This window comes from Geodermatophilus sp. SYSU D00697 (assembly GCF_054050175.1).
On sequence record NZ_JBJGYV010000031.1, the window covers coordinates 1 to 19,236 of the forward strand.

General features: G+C 75.3%; 13 protein-coding genes. 11 read left to right on the forward strand and 2 right to left on the reverse strand.

Going from position 1 to position 19,236, the window contains the following annotated elements:
* Positions 1–158 precede the first annotated feature (158 nt).
* Complete coding sequence (gene valS / locus ACI79C_RS20700) at positions 159–2,756, reverse strand: valine--tRNA ligase (RefSeq protein ID WP_456947574.1); 2,598 nt, start codon at positions 2,754–2,756, stop codon at positions 159–161.
* 42 nt (positions 2,757–2,798) lie between these two features.
* Here valS and ACI79C_RS20705 point away from each other — a divergent pair, with 42 nt between their 5' ends.
* Both ACI79C_RS20705 and ACI79C_RS20710 read left to right on the forward strand, forming a co-directional pair.
* Entirely contained in the window at positions 2,799–4,163 is a 1,365-nt protein-coding gene (locus tag ACI79C_RS20705) for a bifunctional folylpolyglutamate synthase/dihydrofolate synthase (protein WP_456947575.1), read from the forward strand.
* A complete protein-coding gene (locus ACI79C_RS20710; RefSeq protein WP_456947576.1) occupies positions 4,160–4,666 on the forward strand; it encodes a DUF4233 domain-containing protein in 507 nt (168 codons plus the stop codon). The genes ACI79C_RS20705 and ACI79C_RS20710 overlap by 4 nt, the downstream gene beginning before the upstream one ends.
* Before the next feature lie 20 nt (positions 4,667–4,686).
* Here the strand turns inward: ACI79C_RS20710 and ACI79C_RS20715 are convergent, their stop codons facing one another.
* Positions 4,687–8,571 (reverse strand): fibronectin type III domain-containing protein, encoded by a 3,885-nt coding sequence (locus ACI79C_RS20715; protein WP_456947577.1) that lies wholly within the window; start codon positions 8,569–8,571, stop codon positions 4,687–4,689.
* A gap of 84 nt (positions 8,572–8,655) precedes the next feature.
* Between ACI79C_RS20715 and ndk the strand changes: the two genes are divergently transcribed.
* The 9 genes from ndk to def all read left to right on the forward strand — a co-directional run bounded on the left by ndk (position 8,656) and on the right by def (position 19,235).
* Complete coding sequence (ndk, locus tag ACI79C_RS20720; RefSeq protein WP_456947578.1) at positions 8,656–9,066, forward strand: nucleoside-diphosphate kinase; 411 nt, start codon at positions 8,656–8,658, stop codon at positions 9,064–9,066.
* A 73-nt stretch (positions 9,067–9,139) separates the two neighbouring features.
* Positions 9,140–11,089, forward strand: coding sequence for a TIGR03960 family B12-binding radical SAM protein (locus ACI79C_RS20725; RefSeq protein WP_456947579.1), 1,950 nt, complete (start codon positions 9,140–9,142; stop codon positions 11,087–11,089).
* Positions 11,089–11,856, forward strand: coding sequence for a TIGR03936 family radical SAM-associated protein (locus ACI79C_RS20730; RefSeq protein ID WP_456947580.1), 768 nt, complete (start codon positions 11,089–11,091; stop codon positions 11,854–11,856). The genes ACI79C_RS20725 and ACI79C_RS20730 overlap by 1 nt, the downstream gene beginning before the upstream one ends.
* Before the next feature lie 252 nt (positions 11,857–12,108).
* Positions 12,109–15,294 (forward strand): Rne/Rng family ribonuclease, encoded by a 3,186-nt coding sequence (locus tag ACI79C_RS20735; RefSeq protein ID WP_456947581.1) that lies wholly within the window; start codon positions 12,109–12,111, stop codon positions 15,292–15,294.
* 193 nt (positions 15,295–15,487) lie between these two features.
* Entirely contained in the window at positions 15,488–15,799 is a 312-nt protein-coding gene (rplU, locus tag ACI79C_RS20740) for a 50S ribosomal protein L21 (protein ID WP_456947582.1), read from the forward strand.
* A 7-nt stretch (positions 15,800–15,806) separates the two neighbouring features.
* A complete protein-coding gene (gene rpmA, locus ACI79C_RS20745) occupies positions 15,807–16,064 on the forward strand; it encodes a 50S ribosomal protein L27 (protein WP_012947748.1) in 258 nt (85 codons plus the stop codon).
* A 75-nt stretch (positions 16,065–16,139) separates the two neighbouring features.
* A complete protein-coding gene (gene obgE / locus ACI79C_RS20750; RefSeq protein ID WP_456947583.1) occupies positions 16,140–17,621 on the forward strand; it encodes a GTPase ObgE in 1,482 nt (493 codons plus the stop codon).
* A complete protein-coding gene (gene proB, locus ACI79C_RS20755; protein ID WP_456947584.1) occupies positions 17,618–18,739 on the forward strand; it encodes a glutamate 5-kinase in 1,122 nt (373 codons plus the stop codon). The genes obgE and proB overlap by 4 nt, the downstream gene beginning before the upstream one ends.
* Positions 18,740–18,752: 13 nt before the next feature.
* Positions 18,753–19,235: a peptide deformylase gene (def, locus tag ACI79C_RS20760; protein ID WP_456947585.1), complete on the forward strand. Its 483-nt coding sequence runs from the start codon at positions 18,753–18,755 to the stop codon at positions 19,233–19,235.
* Position 19,236 lies beyond the last annotated feature (1 nt).

A 19,236-nucleotide genomic window follows, 5' to 3' on the forward strand; every position in this document is an offset into this window, starting at 1 on the left:
GGCCCCCTCCTCCCGGGCGAGGGTGAAGACCTCGTCCACCGCCTCCCGGGACGGCGCCCGCAGGGCCAGGTGCACCGGGCGGTCGGTGCCCTCGCCGAGCTCAGAACGCGCCACGACCGCACATCACCGCAGGGAGCGGCCGGCCTCAGCGCACGCGGTCAGGCCTCCGTCGGGGCGGCGAGGACGACGTCCACGGCCAGCGGGCCGTCCCCGGCGACGATGTCCAGCGTGGCGATCCGGCCGGCCTCGGTGAGGTCGCGGCGGGCGGCCTCCACCAGCGGCACCTGCTCGGCCGGCGCGGTCACCGTCGCCGTCTCGACGTCGGCCCGCATCGACTGCTTGGCGTCGGACTTGGCCTTGCGGACCCCGGCCAGCGCGGTGGCGACCACCGACACCACCGCCGGGTCCCCACCCGTCGGCAGCTCGGCGGCGGCCGGCCACGGCGCGCGGTGCACCGAGCCGGACTGCCACCAGGACCAGACCTCCTCGGTGACGAACGGCAGCACCGGCGCGAACAGCCGCAGCTGCACCGACAGCGCGATCGCCAGGGCGGCCTGCGCCGAGCGGGCGGCGTCGTCGGAGCCGTAGGCCCGGGACTTCACCAGCTCCACGTAGTCGTCGCAGAACGTCCAGAAGAACGCCTCGGCCACCTCGAGGGCGCGGGTGTAGTTGTAGGCCTCCATCGCCTCGGTGGCCTCGTCGACGACCGCGCCGAGCCCGGCGAGCAGGCCCAGGTCGATCGGCTCGGTCACCTGGTCCACCGACGCCGCCGACGAGGCGCCCAGCCCCAGCACGAACTTGCCGACGTTGAGGATCTTGATGGCCAGCCGCCGGCCGACCTTCATCTGCGCCTCGTCGAACGGCGAGTCCGCGCCCGGCCGGGCGCCCGCGGCCCGCCACCGGACGGCGTCGGTGCCGAAGCGGTCGAGCACGTCGATGGGCGTGACCACGTTGCCCTTCGACTTGGACATCTTCTTGCGGTCGGGGTCGACGACGAAGCCCGAGATCGCCGCGTGCGACCACGGCACGCTGCCGAACTCGTAGTGCGACCGGACGAGGGTGGAGAACAGCCAGGTGCGGATGATGTCGTGCGCCTGGGGGCGCAGGTCCATCGGGAAGACGTGCGAGAACAGCTCCGGGTCGGTGTCCCAGCCCGAGGCCACCTGCGGCGACAGCGAGGAGGTCGCCCAGGTGTCCATGACGTCGGGGTCGGCCATGAACCCGCCCGGCACGCCGCGCTGGTCCTCGGCGAAGCCCTCGGGCACGTCGGACGACGGGTCGACCGGCAGGGACTCCTCGGGGGCCAGCAGGGGCTGCGAGTAGTCGGGCTCGCCCTCGCTGTCGAGCCGGTACCAGACCGGGAACGGGACGCCGAAGAACCGCTGCCGGCTGATCAGCCAGTCGCCGTTGAGGCCCTCGACCCAGTTGTCGTACCGGTGCCGCATGTGCTCGGGCACCCACTGGATCTCCCGGCCCCGTGCCAGCAGCGCCTCCCGCAGGTCGGCGTCCCGCCCGCCGTTGCGGATGTACCACTGCCGCGTGGTGACGATCTCCAGCGGCCGGTCGCCCTTCTCGAAGAACTTGACCGGGTGGGTGATCGCCGTGGGCTCCCCGTGCAGGTCGCCGGACTCGCGCAGCAGCTCCACCATCCGCTCGCGGGCCGCGTGCGCGGTCTTGCCGGCCAGCTCGCGGTAGGCGGAGGCGGCGCCGTCGGAGGAGAGCCCCGGCGGCGGGTCGGCGACCAGCCGGCCGTCCCAGCCGATGACCGCGCGGGTCGGCAGCTGCAGCTCGCGCCACCAGGTGACGTCGTTGAGGTCGCCGAAGGTGCAGATCATCGCGATGCCCGAGCCCTTGTCCGGCTCGGCGAGGCGGTGGGCCACCACCGGCACCTCGACGTCGAACACCGGCGTCCGCACGGTCTGGCCGAACAGCGGCTGGTACCGCTCGTCGTCGGGGTGGGCGACCAGCGCGACGCAGGCGGGCAGCAGCTCGGGGCGGGTGGTCTCGATGAAGACCGGCCCGGACCCGCCGTGGAAGGAGATCCGGTGGTAGGCGCCGGGCCGCTCGCGGTCCTCGAGCTCGGCCTGGGCGACCGCCGTCCGGAAGGTGACGTCCCAGAGGGTCGGCGCCTCCTGCGCGTAGGCCTCGCCGCGGGCCAGGTTGCGCAGGAACGCGCGCTGGGCGGTGGCGCGGGAGGACGCCGAGATCGTCCGGTAGACGTTGGTCCAGTCCACCGACAGGCCCACGCGGCGCCACAGCTGCTCGAAGGCCAGCTCGTCCTCGGCGGTCAGCCGCTCGCAGAGCTCGACGAAGTTGCGCCGGGAGACCGGCTGCTGGTCCTTGCCGGGCTTGGCCGGCGGCGCGAAGTCGGGGTCGTAGGGGAGGGAGGGGTCGCAGCGCACGCCGTAGTAGTTCTGCACGCGGCGCTCGGTGGGCAGGCCGTTGTCGTCCCAGCCCATCGGGTAGAAGACGTGCTTGCCACGCATCCGCTGGTAGCGGGCGACGATGTCGGTGTGGGTGTAGCTGAAGACGTGCCCCACGTGCAGCGAGCCGCTGGCGGTCGGCGGCGGGGTGTCGATCGAGTAGACCTGCTCGCGGGGCGCGGCCAGCGCGGCCGCGCGGTCGAAGGCGTAGGTGTCCCCCGCCGTCCAGCGGGCGATCCACTTCTCCTCGAGCCCGTCCAGTGACGGCTTCTCGGGTACGCCGCTCCCGGCTCCCGGGGCAGCCGTGTCCGGGGTCGCGATGCGGGTGTCCATGTGCCTCATCCTAAGAAGGCGGCGGCTGGCATCCTGGGGAGGATGAGCAGCACCGGTTCCGGAGACGACGCCGACCTCGCCCGCGTCGAGAAGGAACTGCTGGCCCGCTGGCCGGAGAGCCGGCTCGAACCGTCGCTGGGCCGCATCTCCGCCCTCGTCGACCTGCTCGGTTCCCCGCACCGCGCGATGCCGGTGGTCCAGGTGGCCGGCACCAACGGCAAGACGACGACGGCGCGGATGGTCGACGAGCTGCTGCGCGGCTTCGGCCTGCGAGTGGGCCGCTTCACCAGCCCGCACCTGCAGTCGGTGCGCGAGCGGATCGTCCTCGACGGCGAGCCGGTCAGCGTCCAGCGGTTCGTCGAGACCTACGACGACATCGCGCCCTACGTGCAGATGGTCGACTCCGCCGGCGAGCACCCGATGAGCTTCTTCGAGGTCATGGTCGGCATGACCTACGCGCTGTTCGCCGACGCGCCGGTCGACGTCGCCGTCATCGAGGTGGGCATGGGCGGCACCTGGGACGCGACCAACGTCGCCGACGCGCGGGTCGCCGTCGTCACGCCCGTGGCGCTCGACCACGCCGAGTACCTGGGGCCCGACGTCGCCACGATCGCCGGGGAGAAGGCCGGGATCATCAAGCGCGACGCGATCGCCGTCCTCGCCCACCAGCAGCCGGGGGCGCTGGACGCGCTGGTGCGGCGTGCGGTCGAGGTGGAGGCCGTGGTCGCCCGCGAGGGCACCGAGTTCGGCGTCCTCGACCGCCGGGTCGCCGTCGGCGGGCAACAGCTGCGGCTGCAGGGTCTCGGCGGCGAGTACGACGAGGTCTACCTCCCGCTGTTCGGCGCCCACCAGGCACAGAACGCCGCGACCGCGCTGGCCGCCGTCGAGGCCTTCCTCGGGGCGGGGGCGGCGACCGGGACGATCGACGTCGAGACGGTCCGCGCCGCGTTCGCCGCCGTCCGCTCGCCCGGGCGGCTGGAGCGGGTCCGCACCAGCCCCACGGTGCTGGTGGACGCCGCGCACAACCCGGCCGGGATGGCCGCGACGGTGGAGGCGATCCGCGAGTCGTTCGACTTCACCCGGCTGGTCGGCGTGGTCGGCGCGGTGCGCGGCAAGGACCTCGAGGGGATGCTCCGCGAGCTGGAGACCGTCTGTGCCGAGCTGGTGGTCACCCAGAACAGCTCGCCGCGCGCGCTGCCCGCCGACGAGCTGGGGGCGCTGGCCGTCGACGTCTTCGGCAGCGACCGGGTGAGCGTGCACCCGCTGCTGCCCGAGGCGCTGGAGTCCGCGATCGAGCTCGCCGAGGCCGGGCCGGACGACGCGCTCGGCGGCTCCGGTGTGCTGGTGACCGGCAGCGTCATCACGGCGGGGGAGGCCCGGACGCTGATGGGCGGGCAGGTCCCGTGACCGCGCCCGACCCGTCCCGGGCGGCCCGCGCGCTGCGGGGTGCGGCCGCCGCCGTGCTCGTGCTGGAGGGGATCGCGGTCCTCTTCGTGCCGCGCGGCATCGCACAGAGCGGCCCCGGGCTGACCGGCGGCCGGCTCGCCGCGCTGCTCGTGCTGGCCGTGGTGCTGGTCCTCGCCTCCGGCGTGCAGCGCCGGTCCTGGGGACTGGTGGCCGGGACCGTCCTGCAGGTGCCGCTGCTGGCGACGGGCTTCTTCAACAGCGTGATGTGGTTCGTCGCCGGTGCATTCGTGCTGATCTGGCTCTACCTGCTGCAGATCCGCAAGGAGCTGCTCGGCTCCCCGTTCGGCGAGCCCGGGCCGGCGCGCCTCCCGGAGGAGGACGACGCCGGCCCGACCGGCCGGCCGGCCCAGGGGGACGCCGGCCCGACCGACCAGGCATCCCGGGGGGACGCCGGCCCGACCGACCAGGCATCCCGGGGGGACGCCGGCCCGACCGCCGGCTGACGCGGCGGCCCGACCGCCGGTCAACGCCGCGGCGTGACCGTGGCGCTCACCGCGGACGAGGGGCCGGTGCCGGCGGTGTTGACCGCGGCCACGGTGAACCGGTGGGCGGTGCCGTTGGCCAGGCCAGCAACGGTGAGGCTCGTGCTCCCGGCGCGGGCGGTGACGGTCTTGACCAGCGTGGTGCCGCGGTAGGCGCGGACCGTGTAGCCGGTGACCGCGGCGCCGCCGGTGCTCGAGGGGGCGGCCCAGCGCACGGTCACCGCCCCGTTGCCCGCGGTGGGCCGGCCGATGCGCGGCGCCGACGGGACGGTGCGCGGGGTGACCGCGGCGCTGTACCCGGAGACCGCACCGGCGCCCACCGCGTTGACGGCGGTGACGGTGAACCGGTGGGCGCTGCCGTTGGCCAGGCCGGTCAGCGTCGTGGCCCGGGCGGTGGCCGCCACGGTCACGGTCCGCACCCACACCGACCCGCGGTAGGCGCGCACGACGTAGCCGGTGACCGCGGACCCGCCGTCGGTGGCCGGGGCGGTCCAGCGGACGACGGCCGCGCCCCGGCCGGCGGTCGGCGTCCCGACGCGCGGGGCGGACGGCACGGTCCGCGGCGTGACGGCCGCGCTGAGGGCCGACGTCGGACCCGTGCCGACCCCGTTGACGGCGGTGACGGTGAACCGGTGGGCGCTGCCGTTGGTGAGACCGGTCAGCGTCGTGGCCCGGGCGGTGGCCGCCACGGTCACGGTCCGCACCCACACCGTCCCGCGGTAGGCCCGGACGACGTAGGACGTGATCGGCGACCCGTTCGCGGCCGGCGCGGTCCACCGGACGGTCGCCGACGAGCGGCCCGCGACGGGGGCCCCGAGCACCGGCCTGCCCGGGACGGTGGCCGGCGCCTGCGGGACGACGGACGGGCTCGTGGCCGAGCCGGCCCCGACGCCCACCGCGTTCCGCGCGGCCACGCGGAAGGTGTAGGCGGTCCCGTTGCTGAGGCCGGTGACGAGGGTGCTGGTCGCCGTGGCTGGCGCCGTCGATGTGGAGAACGGCGTGCCGTTCCGGAACGTCCGGACCTCGTAGCCGGTGACCGGGCTGCCTCCGTCCGACGACGGGGCGGTCCAGTGCACCCGCACCGACCCGTTGCCGGGCTCGACCCGCCCGATCGTCGGGGCGCCCGGCGCGGTGGCCGACGCCTTCGGGGTGACGGCCTGGCTGCGGGCGGACTCCGCGCCGGTGCCGACCGCGTTGGTCGCGGCCACGGTGACCTGGTGGGTGGCGCCGTTGGTCAGCCCGGTGAGCCGGTACACGGTCGTCCCGGCCGCAACCGTCACCGTCCGCGCGGGGACGGGGCCGTCGGTGTACGCCCGGACCACGTACCCGGTGATCGGCGAGCCGCCGGTGGAGGTGGGGGCGAGCCACCCCACGGTCAGGGAGGCGTCGCCCGCGGAGACCGGGCCGAGGACCGGAGCGCCGGGCACGCTCGCCCGCGGGGTGACCGCCTGGCTGCGGGCGGACTCCGCGCCGGTACCGACCGCGTTGGTCGCGGCGACGGTGACCTGGTGGCCGGTGCCGTTGGTCAGCCCGGTCAGCGTGTGCGTCGTCGTCCCGGCCGGGACCGTCGCCGTCCGCACGGGGGTGCTGCCGCCGACGGCGTAGGCCGAGACCACGTACCCGGTCACGGGCGAGCCGCCGGTCGAGGTGGGCGCTGTCCAGCGGACCACCAGCGAGGCGTTCCCGGCGGTGACCGTGCCGAGCACCGGGGCGCCCGGCACGGTGGCCGGCGCCGCGGTCACCGGGGCGGACCGCTCGCTGGTCGCCAGCGTGGTGCCGGCGGCGTTGCGCGCGACGGCCTGCACCACCAGCTGCTTGCCCAGCTCCGAGGAGGTGATCCGGTGCGTGGTGCTGCCGTCGAGCGCCGTGCAGACGTTCCCGGCGCAGGCCTGCCACGAGTGCTCGACGGTGTCGGCGCCGGTGAAGGCGGCCGGCGTGCTCACGGTGCTGCCGACCGTCAGGGCGCCCACCACGCGGGGCGCGACGGACACGACCGGCCGCTGGGCGACGGCCGGGCCCTGCACGGTCACGCTCGCCGACGGCCCGGCCTGCTGCCACGCGTCGACGGCGGACACCGCGTAGGTCCGCGTCTCGCCCGGCGGAGGGGCGGGGAGCCGCACGCCGGCGGTGACCGGGGACGCCACGACCGACTCCTCGGCACTGACCCGGTAGGTGTAGGCGGTCCCCAGGTCGTCCCACGTCAGCAGCACGTCCGTGCCGTCCACGCCGCCCGCCAGACCGGTGACGGCGCCGGGTGGTGCGGGCCTGCCGCTGCCGGCGACCACGGCGTTCGAGTCGGCCGAGGCGCGGCCGTGGCTGTCGAGCCCGCGCAGCTGCCACCGGGTCTCCGTGGTCGGCATGCGGCCGATGCCGATCGACATGGTCCGGGGCGTGGCGCCGAAGGCGAAGCTGACCGTGCCCATGCTCACGCCGTCCCGCAGGATCGAGTACCGCGTCGGGGCGAACCCGGTGACCGTCGCGGACAGGCTCATCGTCGCGCTGGTGCTGGTGCCGCCCAGCGTGGCGCTGTGCAGCACGGGGGTGGCAGGCGGCGGGTCCCCCACGGTGGTCAGGACGGGCCGGCTGCGCTCGCCGGTGTCGGGCTGGACGTCGACGGCGACCTGGTTGCCGTTCGGCAGGCCGCTGACGGTGGCGCTGGTACCGGACACCTGGGCCCGGACCACGCCGTCCACCCGGACGCTGTAGGAGCCCGCCCCCGGGACGGCGTCCCAGCGGACGGCCACGGCGCCGGGGGAGGGGAGGACGGTGGGCGCGGCGCCCGTGCGGTCGGCCGCGGCCATCGCGGCCGGCACGTCGAGCCGGCCGGCGCCCCAGGCGCGGTCCCAGGACGTGCTGTCGGCGCCGGCCTGCAGGGCGGCCTGCACGTCCTCGGGGGCGATCCCCGGGTGGGACGCCCGCAGCAGGGCGACGGCCCCGGCCACCGCGGGGCCGGAGAAGGAGGTGCCGCTCCCGGTGCCGTAGTCGTCGCCGGGGAGGGTCAGCAGGACGCTGTCGCCCACCGTGGAGACGTCGACCTGCCAGCCGTGCTGGGCCCAGTCGGACGGGGCGCCGGTGGGCGAGGTGGAGGAGACGGCGATGACGCCGCTGTTGGCGGCCGGGTACATGACCAGGTTGCCGTTGAGCCCGTCGTTCCCGGCGGAGGCGACCACCGAGATGCCCCGGTCCAGGGCGTACCGGATGGCCATCGCGGTCACGTCCGAATACCCGTTGCCGGAGAGGGACATGTTGATGACGTCGGCGCCGTGGTCGGCGGCCCAGAGGACCCCGCGCGCCACGTTCGCCGACGCGCAGCCGCCGTCGTTGCAGACCCGCACCGGCATGACCCGCGCCTCGGGGGCCATCCCGGCGCTACCGATCCCGTTGTCGGCGCGGGCCGCGACGACGCCCGCCACGCCGACCCCGTGCCAGGGGTCACCGGCGCCACCGGCGACGTCGGTGCCGGGCACCACGGCGCCGGCCAGGTCGGGGTTGGAGATCGTCGCGGCGGTGTCGAGCACGGCCACGACCTGGCCCTCGCCGCGGGTGCGCTGCCACGCCGCGCGGACCCTGCTGGCCCCCCCGGGGTCCTCCTCGTCCCAGTACGGGTCGGGCGAGCCCTGGACCTGGTAGGTCACCGACGGGCTGGCGGCCACCACCTCGGGGGCGTCCTCCAGCCGGTCGGCGGTCGCCTCGGCCGTGGCGGCCGGGACCGCCACCGTCTCGACGACGTACTCGCCGTCCACCAGGCGCAGCACGTCCACGGTCGCCTGCTCCTCCGCGTGCGCGGGAGCGACGACGACCACGGACAGGACGGGGAGCAGCGCGGCGGCGAGGACCACGCGGGCGGGCCACGAGCGGGAGGGCATGGGACGTCATCGGCGCGGACCGCGCGGTCCCGTAACCGGTCCACCCCCTGGGGTGAGACGCGCGTGCCCGTAGGCTCCCGCCCCGTGACTGAACGCACTCTGGTCCTCGTCAAGCCCGACGGCGTCGCCCGCGGCCTGGTCGGCGAGGTCATCACCCGCCTGGAGCGCAAGGGGCTGCGCCTGGTCGCCGCCGAACTGCGCACCCTGACCGCCGAGGTCGCCGAGACCCACTACGCGGAGCACCGCGAGCGGCCGTTCTTCGCCTCGCTGGTCGAGTTCATCACCAGCGGGCCGCTGGTGGCCCTGGTGGTGGAGGGCCCCCGCGCCATCGAGGCCTTCCGCGCGCTGGCCGGCGCCACCGACCCGGTCAAGGCCGGGCCCGGCACCATCCGCGGCGACTTCGCCCTCGAGGTGCAGAGCAACATCGTGCACGGCTCCGACTCGCCCGAGTCCGCCGAGCGGGAGATCAAGCTCTTCTTCCCCGACCTGGGCTGAGCGCAAGGCCCCCTCGCCAGGGGCCCGAGGAGCCCCTCTGGTCCCTGGCGGCGCCGTCTACCCTGGACGGGTCATGAACGGTGAAACGCTCCATACCGTCGGGGAGACGCTCTACCCCCGCCTCGAACCGCTCCTCGCGCAGGTGCAGAAGCCGATCCAGTACGTCGGCGGCGAGCTCAACGCGCAGGTCAAGGCGTGGGACGACGTCGCCGTCCACTGGGCGCTCATGTACCCGGACGCCTACGAGGTCGGGCTGCCCAACCAGGGCCTGATGATCCTCTACGAGGTGCTCAACGAGCGCCCCGACGCCCTGGCCGAGCGCACCTACGCCGTCTGGCCCGACCTCGCCGCGCTGATGCGCGAGCACGGTGTCGGCCAGTTCACCGTCGACGCCCACCGCGCGGTCGGCGACTTCGACCTGCTCGGCGTCAGCTTCGCCACCGAGCTGGGCTACACCAACCTGCTCGAGGCCCTCGACCTGGCCGGCGTCCCGCTGCACGCCGTCGAGCGGGACGAGACCCACCCGGTGGTCGTCGCCGGCGGGCACGCCGCGTTCAACCCGGAGCCGATCGCCGACTTCGTCGACTGCGCCGTCCTCGGCGACGGCGAGCAGGTCGTCGGCGACATCACCGACGTCGTCAAGGCGTGGAAGGAGCAGGGCCGCCCAGGTGGGCGCGTCGAGCTGCTGGCCCGCCTCGCCCGGGTGGAGGGCGTCTACGTCCCGCGGTTCTACGCGGTCTCCTACGGTCCGGACGGCGCCATCGCGGCCGTGACCCGCACCCGAGACGACGTCCCCGCGCGGGTCGGCAAGCGCACCGTCATGGACCTCGACGAGTGGCCCTACCCCAAGACGCCGCTGGTGCCGCTGGCCGAGAGCGTGCACGAGCGGATGAGCGTGGAGATCTTCCGCGGCTGCACCCGCGGCTGCCGGTTCTGCCAGGCCGGCATGATCACCCGCCCGGTGCGGGAGCGGACCATCACCGGCATCGGCTCGATGGTCGACCAGGGCCTGCGCGCGACCGGCTACGAGGAGGTCGGCCTGCTGTCACTCTCGTCGGCCGACCACTCCGAGATCGGCCAGGTCGCCAAGGAGCTCGCCGACCGCTACGAGGGCACCAACACCGGGCTGTCGCTGCCGAGCACCCGCGTCGACGCCTTCAACGTCACCCTCGCCAACGAGCTCTCCCGCAACGGCCGCCGCTCGGGGCTGACCTTCGCCCCCGAGGGCGGCAGCGAGCGGATCCGCCGGGTCATCAACAAGACCGTCTCCAAGGACGACCTGGTCCGCACCGTCACGACCGCCTACGCCAACGGCTGGCAGCAGGTGAAGCTCTACTTCATGTGCGGTCTGCCGACCGAGACCGACGAGGACGTGCTGGAGATCGCCGACCTCGCGGTCGAGGTGATCCGCGCCGGCCGGGAGGCCAGCGGCCGCAAGGACATCCGCTGCACCGTCTCCATCGGCGGGTTCGTGCCCAAGCCGCACACGCCGTTCCAGTGGGCCGGCCAGGCCAGCGCCGAGACGATCGACGCCCGGCTGCGGCTGCTCCGGCAGGCCATCAACGCCGACCGCCGCGTCGGCCGCTCCATCGGCCTGCGCTACCACGACGGCCAGCCCGGCGTGGTCGAGGGCCTGCTCTCGCGCGGTGACCGCCGCGTGGGCCGGGTCATCGAGCGGGTGTGGCGCGAGGGCGGGCGGTTCGACGGCTGGAGCGAGCACTTCTCCTACGAGCGCTGGACGGCGGCGGCCGCCGCGGAGCTCACCCCCCTCGGTGTCGACCTCGCCTGGTTCACCACCCGCGAGCGCACGCAGGACGAGGTCCTGCCCTGGGACCACCTGGACTCCGGGCTGGACAAGGAGTGGCTCTGGGACGACTGGCAGGACGCGCTCTCCGAGGAGGAGGTCGCCGACTGCCGGTGGACCCCCTGCTACGACTGCGGCGTCTGCCCGACCAACGGCACCGAGATCCAGATCGGGCCGACGGGGCGCAGCCTGCTGCCGCTCACGGTCGTCGGCCGGTAGTGGCCCGCCAACCCGAGGGGCCGCCCCCGCCGCCGACCGTGCAGCGGCTGCGGCTGCGCTACGCCAAGCGCGGCCCGCTGCGCTTCGCCTCGCACCGCGACCTCGCCCGGGCCCTGGAGCGCGCGCTGCGCCGGGCGCGGGTGCCCATGGCGTTCTCCGCCGGGTTCACCCCGCACCCGAAGATCAGCTACGTCGGCGCGGCGCCCACCGGCGCGGCCAGCGAGGCCGAGTACGTCGAGATCGGCCTCGCCGAGCGGTGTGACCCCGAGGCGGTGCGGGCGGCGCTGGACGCGTCCCTGCCCCCGGGCATCGACGTCCTCGAGTGCGTCGAGGCGGCCGAGGGCGGGGGCTCCCTCGCCGACCGCATCGACGCCGCCGCCTGGCGCGTCGAGCTGCCGGGCGTGGCGCCCGAGGACCTCGCGGCCGCCGTCGCGGCCTTCCTGGTCCGGGACGAGGTCACGGTCGCCAAGCGCACCAAGAACGGCCTGCGGGACGTCGACGCGCGGGGGGCCGTGGCCTCCGCTGCGGCGGGGGGCACAGCAGGTTGTGCCATACTGAGCATGGTCGTCCGGCAGGTGACGCCCGCCGTTCGACCCGACGACGTGTTGGCCGCCCTGGCTGCCGTCGCCGACCTGCGCCCGCCGTCGCCCCCTCGGGCCGTGCGTGAGGCGCAGGGCCGGCTCGACGACAGCGGGACCGTGGTCGACCCGCTCGGTCCGGACCGCGCGGCGCGCACCCGCTGCCAGGGGGAGCACGCGGCGATCTGACCGGAGGGCTCGCGCCGTCGCGCGGCACGGCTGCCAGACGTGACGCACCCCCAGCACCACCGCAGACCTGCTCCACCGCACCACCCGGCACCCGGCCGCGACAGCCGTCGCCGGGCGCCGGCCCACAGACTTCGCGAGTCGAGCGCGCCGCCCTGACCGGCGCGGCCGCCCGACCCGCCCAACCCGTGCTCCTGCGCGGCCGCCAGTCCTCGTGATCGGCGCCCGGGAGCACCGCACAGGAGGCGAGCCCTCGTGGCCGACCAGAACGACGACGACACCACCACGGCGACCCCCGCCGGGACCGACGAGAGCGGCGCGGCCCCGGCCGCCCCCGAGGAGGGGGCCGACCCCTCCGCCGCCGACGACGCCCAGGAGGACCTCGAGGCCGCCACACCGGACCCCGAGGAGGCCGAGGCCGCGACCGAGGTGGGCGACCCCGAGCCGGAGGACCACCCGGTCTCCCGGTTCGGTGCGCAGTTCAGTTCCCCGGAACCGACGGCCGTCATCGCCCGCCCGCGCCGGCGGGCCACCCGTCCGGCCGGTGCCGCCGACCCCGGCGCCTACGTCGCCCCGCCGCCGGTCGCCCCGACCGCGCCCGCGTTCGTCAGCTTCGTCGCCCCGGCCGAGCCCGAGGCCCCGCCCGCGCCGCGCCGGCGCAGCCGCCGCCCCGTGGCCGAGTCCCCGGCGGTCGACGAGCCCGATCTCGAGACCGCCGACGACCTCGAGGACGAGACGCCGGCGCCGCGCAGCCGGCGCAGCCGGTCCCGGCGCCGCGCGGGCAGCGACGAGCCGGCCGACGCTGCCGACGGCGTCGACACCGACGAGGACGACGCTCCCGAGACCGACGCGGACACCGACGAGGCGACCGAGGACCGCGAGGAGGGCGGGGCCGGGAGCAGCCGGCGCCGCCGCCGTGGCCGCCGCGGCCGGGGCCGGGGCCGCAGCGGTGAGGACAGCGCCGACGCCGAGGACACCGACGAGTCCGAGGACGACGACACCGCGGACGAGCAGGGCGCCGAGGACTCCGACGAGGACGAGTCCGACACCGACACCGGCGAGGACACCGCCGAAGGTGACGAGGGCGAGGGCGGCTCCAGCACCCGCCGCCGGCGTCGGCGCCGCCGCCGGGGGAGCAGCGAGGACCGCGCGGAGAGCGCGGAGGAGGAGCGCCCCGAGCGGGCCGGCCGCGACGGCCGCACCACCAGCGACGACGACGTCAAGGGCGTCACCGGGTCCACCCGGCTGGAGGCCAAGCGCCAGCGCCGCCGCGAGGGCCGCGACAGCGGCCGCCGCCGCGCGCCGATCCTGTCCGAGGCCGAGTTCCTCGCCCGCCGCGAGGCCGTCGACCGGAAGATGGTCATCCGGCAGCGCGGCGAGCGCACCCAGATCGCCGTCCTCGAGGACGACGTCCTCGTCGAGCACTACGTGACCCAGGCGCAGGCGACGTCGTTCGCCGGCAACGTCTACCTCGGCCGGGTGCAGAACGTGCTGCCCAGCATGGAGGCGGCGTTCGTCGACATCGGCAAGGGTCGCAACGCCGTCCTCTACGCCGGCGAGGTCAACTGGGACGCCGCCGGGCTGACCGGCAAGCAGCGCTCCATCGAGCAGGCGCTGAAGTCCGGCGACAAGGTGCTGGTGCAGGTCACCAAGGACCCGATCGGCCACAAGGGCGCCCGGCTGACCCAGCAGATCAACCTGCCCGGCCGCTTCCTGGTCTACGTGCCCGGTGGCTCGATGACCGGCATCAGCCGCAAGCTGCCCGACACCGAGCGGCAGCGGCTCAAGGACATCCTGAAGAAGATCGTCCCCGAGGACGCCGGCGTCATCATCCGCACCGCCGCCGAGGGGGCGTCGGAGGAGGAGCTGACCCGGGACGTCGCCCGGCTGCAGGCGCAGTGGGACGTCATCTCGAAGAAGTCGGAGTCCTCGTCCAGCGCGCCGACGCTGCTCTACGGCGAGCCCGACCTCGCGATCCGGGTCATCCGCGACGTCTTCAACGAGGACTTCAAGGAGCTCGTCGTCCAGGGGAACGACGCCTGGGACACCGTCGAGGCCTACGTCGCGCACGTCTCCCCGGAGCTGACCGGCCGGCTGACCCGCTTCACCGGCGAGGGCGACGTCTTCCGGGACATGCGCATCGACGAGCAGCTGGCCAAGGCCCTCGACCGCAAGGTGTGGCTGCCCTCGGGTGGCTCGCTGGTCATCGACCGCACCGAGGCGATGACGGTCGTGGACGTCAACACCGGCAAGTTCACCGGCTCCGGCGGCAACCTCGAGCAGACCGTCACGCGCAACAACATGGAGGCGGCCGAGGAGATCGTCCGCCAGCTCCGGCTGCGCGACATCGGCGGCATCATCGTCATCGACTTCATCGACATGGTCCTGGAGAGCAACCGGGACCTCGTGCTGCGGCGGCTCACCGAGTGCCTGGGCCGTGACCGCACCAAGCACCAGGTCGCCGAGGTCACCTCGCTGGGCCTGGTGCAGATGACCCGCAAGCGGGTCGGCCAGGGCCTGCTGGAGGTCTTCTCCGAGCCGTGCGAGCACTGCCGTGGCCGGGGCGTGCTGGTGCACACCGACCCGGTGGACGAGCGGCGGAGGGGCGGCGGCAACGGCTCCGGTGGCGGTCCGGGCAGCGGCGGCGGCAACGGTCGGCGCGACCAGGGCCGCTCGGACCGGGGCGGCGGCAGGGACGCGGCGCAGAAGGACTCCACCGGCGGCGGCAAGGACGGCAGCGGCGGCGGCAAGGACTCCAGCGGCAAGGACGCCGGCCGCAGGGACGCCGCGGCTCCGGAGCCCGAGGTCCGCGAGACGGTGTCGGTCGGGGCGGAGGTCCCGGGAGCCGGCGAGCCCGACGGCGAGGGCCGCTCCGGCGGTCGCCGCAACCGGGGCCGCCGCAACCGCGGCCAGGCCGGCGAGGAGCGCGCCGCCGAGGACGCGGCCGTGCTCGCTGCGGTCGGGGCGGCGGACACGGACACGGACACCGCCGCGGTCGCCGCGGTCGCCGAGGACGGCACGGTCGCCGAGACCGGTGCGGCCCGTGCCGAGTCGGTGCCGGAGACCGTCGCCGCCGCCGAGCCCGACCAGCCCGACGCGGTGGTCCCGGCCGAGGCGCCGGGACCGCCGGCTCCGGAGCAGGTCACCGCGCCGGTCGCGGAGCAGCCCACCTCCCCGGCGCCCGAGGCCCCGGCGCCCGAGGCCCCGGCGCCCGAGGCCCCGGCGCCGCAGGCCCCGGCGCCGGCCGGCGCGGCCGACGAGGAGACGGTGCCCGCGGGGGCCGGACCGGACGACGCCGGGCCGATGGACGAGCAGTCCGCCGAGGAGCCTCCGGAGGCCGCACCGCCGGCGGCGGACGACGGGACCGGCACGGCGGCCGTGGTCACCCGCCCGCGCCGTCGCCGGGCCGCCAGCCGCCCGGCCGGGCCGCCGGCCTCCTGACGAAGACGGCCCTCACCCCGGGCGGTCCGTCCCCCGTTCGACCCGGTGCTCCCCGCTCGGGTACGCTGGTCGGGTTGCACCGCCCCGGGCGGGGCACCACTCGGTGCCGCCTGGGAGGCGAGCAGCCCGTCCAGCACCGGCGTCCGACGCCGGGGTGCACGCAGGACACGAAGAAGCGATCGAGGAGTCAGTGGTGTACGCAGTCGTGAAGGCCGGTGGCCGGCAGCACAAGGTGGCCGTGGGCGACCGGTTCACGGTCAACCGTCTCGTGGGTGAGGCGGGCGACACCGTCACCCTCCCGGCCCTGCTCCTGGTCGACGGTGACACCGTCACCAGCGACGCACAGGCGCTGGCGGGCGTGACCGTGACCGGCGAGATCGTCGGCCACGGCAAGGGCCCGAAGATCCGCATCCACAAGTTCAAGAACAAGACCGGCTACCACAAGCGTCAGGGCCACCGCCAGCCGCTGACCGACGTGGTCATCCGCGACATCACGAAGGGCTGACGTCGACATGGCTCACAAGAAGGGCGCCTCGTCCTCCCGCAACGGCCGCGACTCGAACGCGCAGCGCCTCGGCGTCAAGCGCTTCGGGGGCCAGGTCGTGAAGGCCGGCGAGATCATCGTGCGCCAGCGCGGTACCCACTTCCACCCGGGTCTCGGCGTCGGCCGCGGCGGCGACGACACGCTGTTCGCCCTGCAGCCGGGCGCGGTCACCTTCGGCACGCGGCGGGGTCGCAAGACCGTCTCCATCTCCGCGGTCGAGGCCTGAACCTCTTCCACTCCGCTCACGAGCGCACGGGCCGTCGGCCCGTGCGCTCGTGGCGCTTGACGACAGAGAACTGACATGGCCGCTTTCGTCGACCGCGTGGTCGTGCACGTGGCAGCCGGCAACGGCGGCCACGGTGTCGCGTCGATCCACCGGGAGAAGTTCAAGCCGCTCGGTGGTCCCGACGGCGGCAACGGCGGGGACGGCGGCAACGTCGTCCTCGAGGTCGACCCCAACGTCCACACGTTGCTGGACTTCCACCACCGGCCACACCAGAAGGCCGGCAACGGCCGCCCGGGGGAGGGCAGCAACCGCCACGGCGCCCGCGGTGAGGACCGCGTGCTGCGCGTGCCCGCCGGCACGGTGGTCAGCACGCCCGACGGCCGGGTGATCGCCGACCTGGTCGGCGCCGGGACCCGCGTCGTCCTGGCCTCCGGCGGCAAGGGCGGCCTCGGCAACGCCGCGCTGGCCAACACCCGCCGCAAGGCGCCCGGCTTCGCGCTGCTCGGTGAGCCGGGCGAGGCCTTCGACGCGGTCATCGAGCTCAAGAGCATCGCCGACGTCGGCCTGGTCGGGTTCCCCTCGGCGGGGAAGTCCTCCCTGATCGCCGCCATGTCCGCGGCCCGCCCGAAGATCGCCGAGTACCCGTTCACCACGCTGGTCCCCAACCTCGGCGTGGTCCGGGCCGGCGACGTCGCCTTCACGATGGCCGACGTCCCCGGCCTGATCCCCGGTGCCTCGGAGGGCCGCGGCCTCGGGCTGGAGTTCCTCCGGCACATCGAGCGCTGCGCCGTCCTGGTGCACGTCATCGACATGGCCACGATGGAGCCCGGTCGGGACCCGGAGAGCGACATCGACGCGCTCACCCACGAGCTCGCCCAGTACCGCGAGGACCTCGTGGGCCGGCTGCGGATCGCCGTCCTCAACAAGGTCGACGTCCCGGACGCCCGCGACCTGGTCGACCTGGTCCGCGAGCCGCTGGAGGCCCGCGGCCTGCTGGTCTTCCCGGTGAGCGCGGCGACGGGGGAGGGGCTCAAGGAGCTCGGCTTCGCGCTGGCGACGGCCGTGGAGGAGTACCGCGCCGCGCTGCCCGCCCCCGAGCCGGTGCGGATCACCCTCACCCCCCGCGCGGTGGACGACACCGGCTTCACCGTCGAGGCCGACCCGGAGGACGAGGGCGCGTTCGTCGTGCGCGGCGTCAAGCCCGAGCGCTGGGTGCGCCAGACCGACTTCACCAACGACGAGGCCGTCGGCTACCTCGCCGACCGGCTCAACCGGCTCGGCGTCGAGGACGCCCTCGCCGAGGCGGGGGCGCGGGAGGGCGACGCGGTCACCATCGGCGACGTCACCTTCGACTTCGTGCCGACCCTCCCGGCCGGCACGCTGACCGCGGAGGAGACCGCGGGCCTCGGCGGGCGGGGCACCGACGCGCGGATCGACGCGCCGCACCGGGTGCGCGCCGAGGAGCGGCTGGCGGCCAAGCGGGCCCGCCGGGTGCCCTACGAGCTCACCGAGACCTGGACCGACGACGACCTGCCCGACGAGGACGACGACGCATGACCCTCCGCCCCGAGATCGCCGGCGCCCGGCGGGTCGTGGTCAAGGTCGGCTCCTCCTCGCTGACCACGCTCCCCGGCGGCCTGGACGAGGCGCGGCTGACCGCGCTGGTCGACGTCCTCGGCGCGCTGCGCGCCCAGGGCACGGAGGTCGTGCTGGTCTCCTCCGGCGCGATCGCCGCGGGGCTGGCGCCGCTGGGCGTGACCGGCCGTCCCCGGGACCTCGCCACCGCCCAGGCCGCGGCCAGCGTGGGGCAGGTGCGGCTGGCGCAGACCTACGCCGACGCCTTCGCCAAGCACCAGGTCACCGTCGGCCAGGTGCTGCTCACCGCCGACGACCTCACCCGCCGCAGCCACTACCGCAACGCCCAGCGGACCGTGGAGCGGCTGCTCACCCTCGGGGTGCTGCCGATCGTCAACGAGAACGACACGGTGGCCACCGAGGAGATCCGGTTCGGCGACAACGACCGGCTGGCCGCGCTGGTGGCGCACGTCGCCCGGGCCGACGCGCTGCTGCTGCTCTCCGACGTCGACGGGGTCTACGACGGCGACCCGCGCAAGGGCCCGGCCCGGCTGCTGGACACCGTGCGCGACCCCGCGGACCTCGACGTCGTGGCCCTGGGCAGCGCGCGCCGCAACGGCGTGGGCACCGGCGGCATGGCGACCAAGGTGGAGGCCGCGCTCATCGCCGCGCACGCCGGCGTCCCGGTCGTCGTGACCTCCACCGCGCGGGCGGCCGCCGCGCTGGCGGGCGAGTCCGTCGGCACCTTCTTCGCGGTCATGGGCCCGCGGCCGCGGGCCCGCCAGTTCTGGCTGCGGTTCGCCACCCGGCCCCGGGGCCGGCTGCTGCTGGACGAGGGCGCGGTCCGCGCGGTCCGGGAGCGGCACGCCTCGCTGCTGGCCGCCGGCATCACCGGGGTGGTGGGGGACTTCCTCGCCGACGACCCCGTCGAGCTGGTGGGCCCGGACGGCGTCGTCGTCGCGCGGGGCCTGGTCGCCTACGACGCGCGGGAGCTGCCGCCGCTGCTGGGCCGCAAGACCAGCGAGCTGGACCCGGAGTACCAGCGGGAGATCGTGCACCGCGACGAGCTGGTGCTCGTCCGGCGTCCCTCCCTGGGCTGAGAGACTGCCGCGCGTGACGATCCGCCCCATCCGCGAGCTCGGAGACCCGGTCCTGCGCACGCCCGCCGACGAGGTGCGCTCCTTCGACAAGGAGCTGGCCGCGCTGGTCCGCGACCTGGAGGACACCGTGGACAACCCCGGGCGGGCCGGCGTGGCCGCGCCGCAGATCGGGGTGGGCCTGCGGGTCTTCTCCTACAACGTCGACGGCGTCATCGGGCACGTGGTGAACCCCCGCATCGCGGAGCTGTCCGAGGAGGTCCAGGACGGCGACGAGGGCTGCCTGTCCATCCCCGGCATCTGGGCGCCGACGGTCCGGGCGATGCACGCCGTCGTCGAGGGGTTCGACGTGCACGGCGAGCCGCTGCGCCTGGAGGGCACCGGGCTCATGGCGCGGGCGCTGCAGCACGAGGTCGACCACCTCGACGGCAAGGTCTTCCTCGACCGGCTGACCGGCGAGGCCCGCAAGAACGCCCTGCGCGCGCTGCGGGACCGCTGAC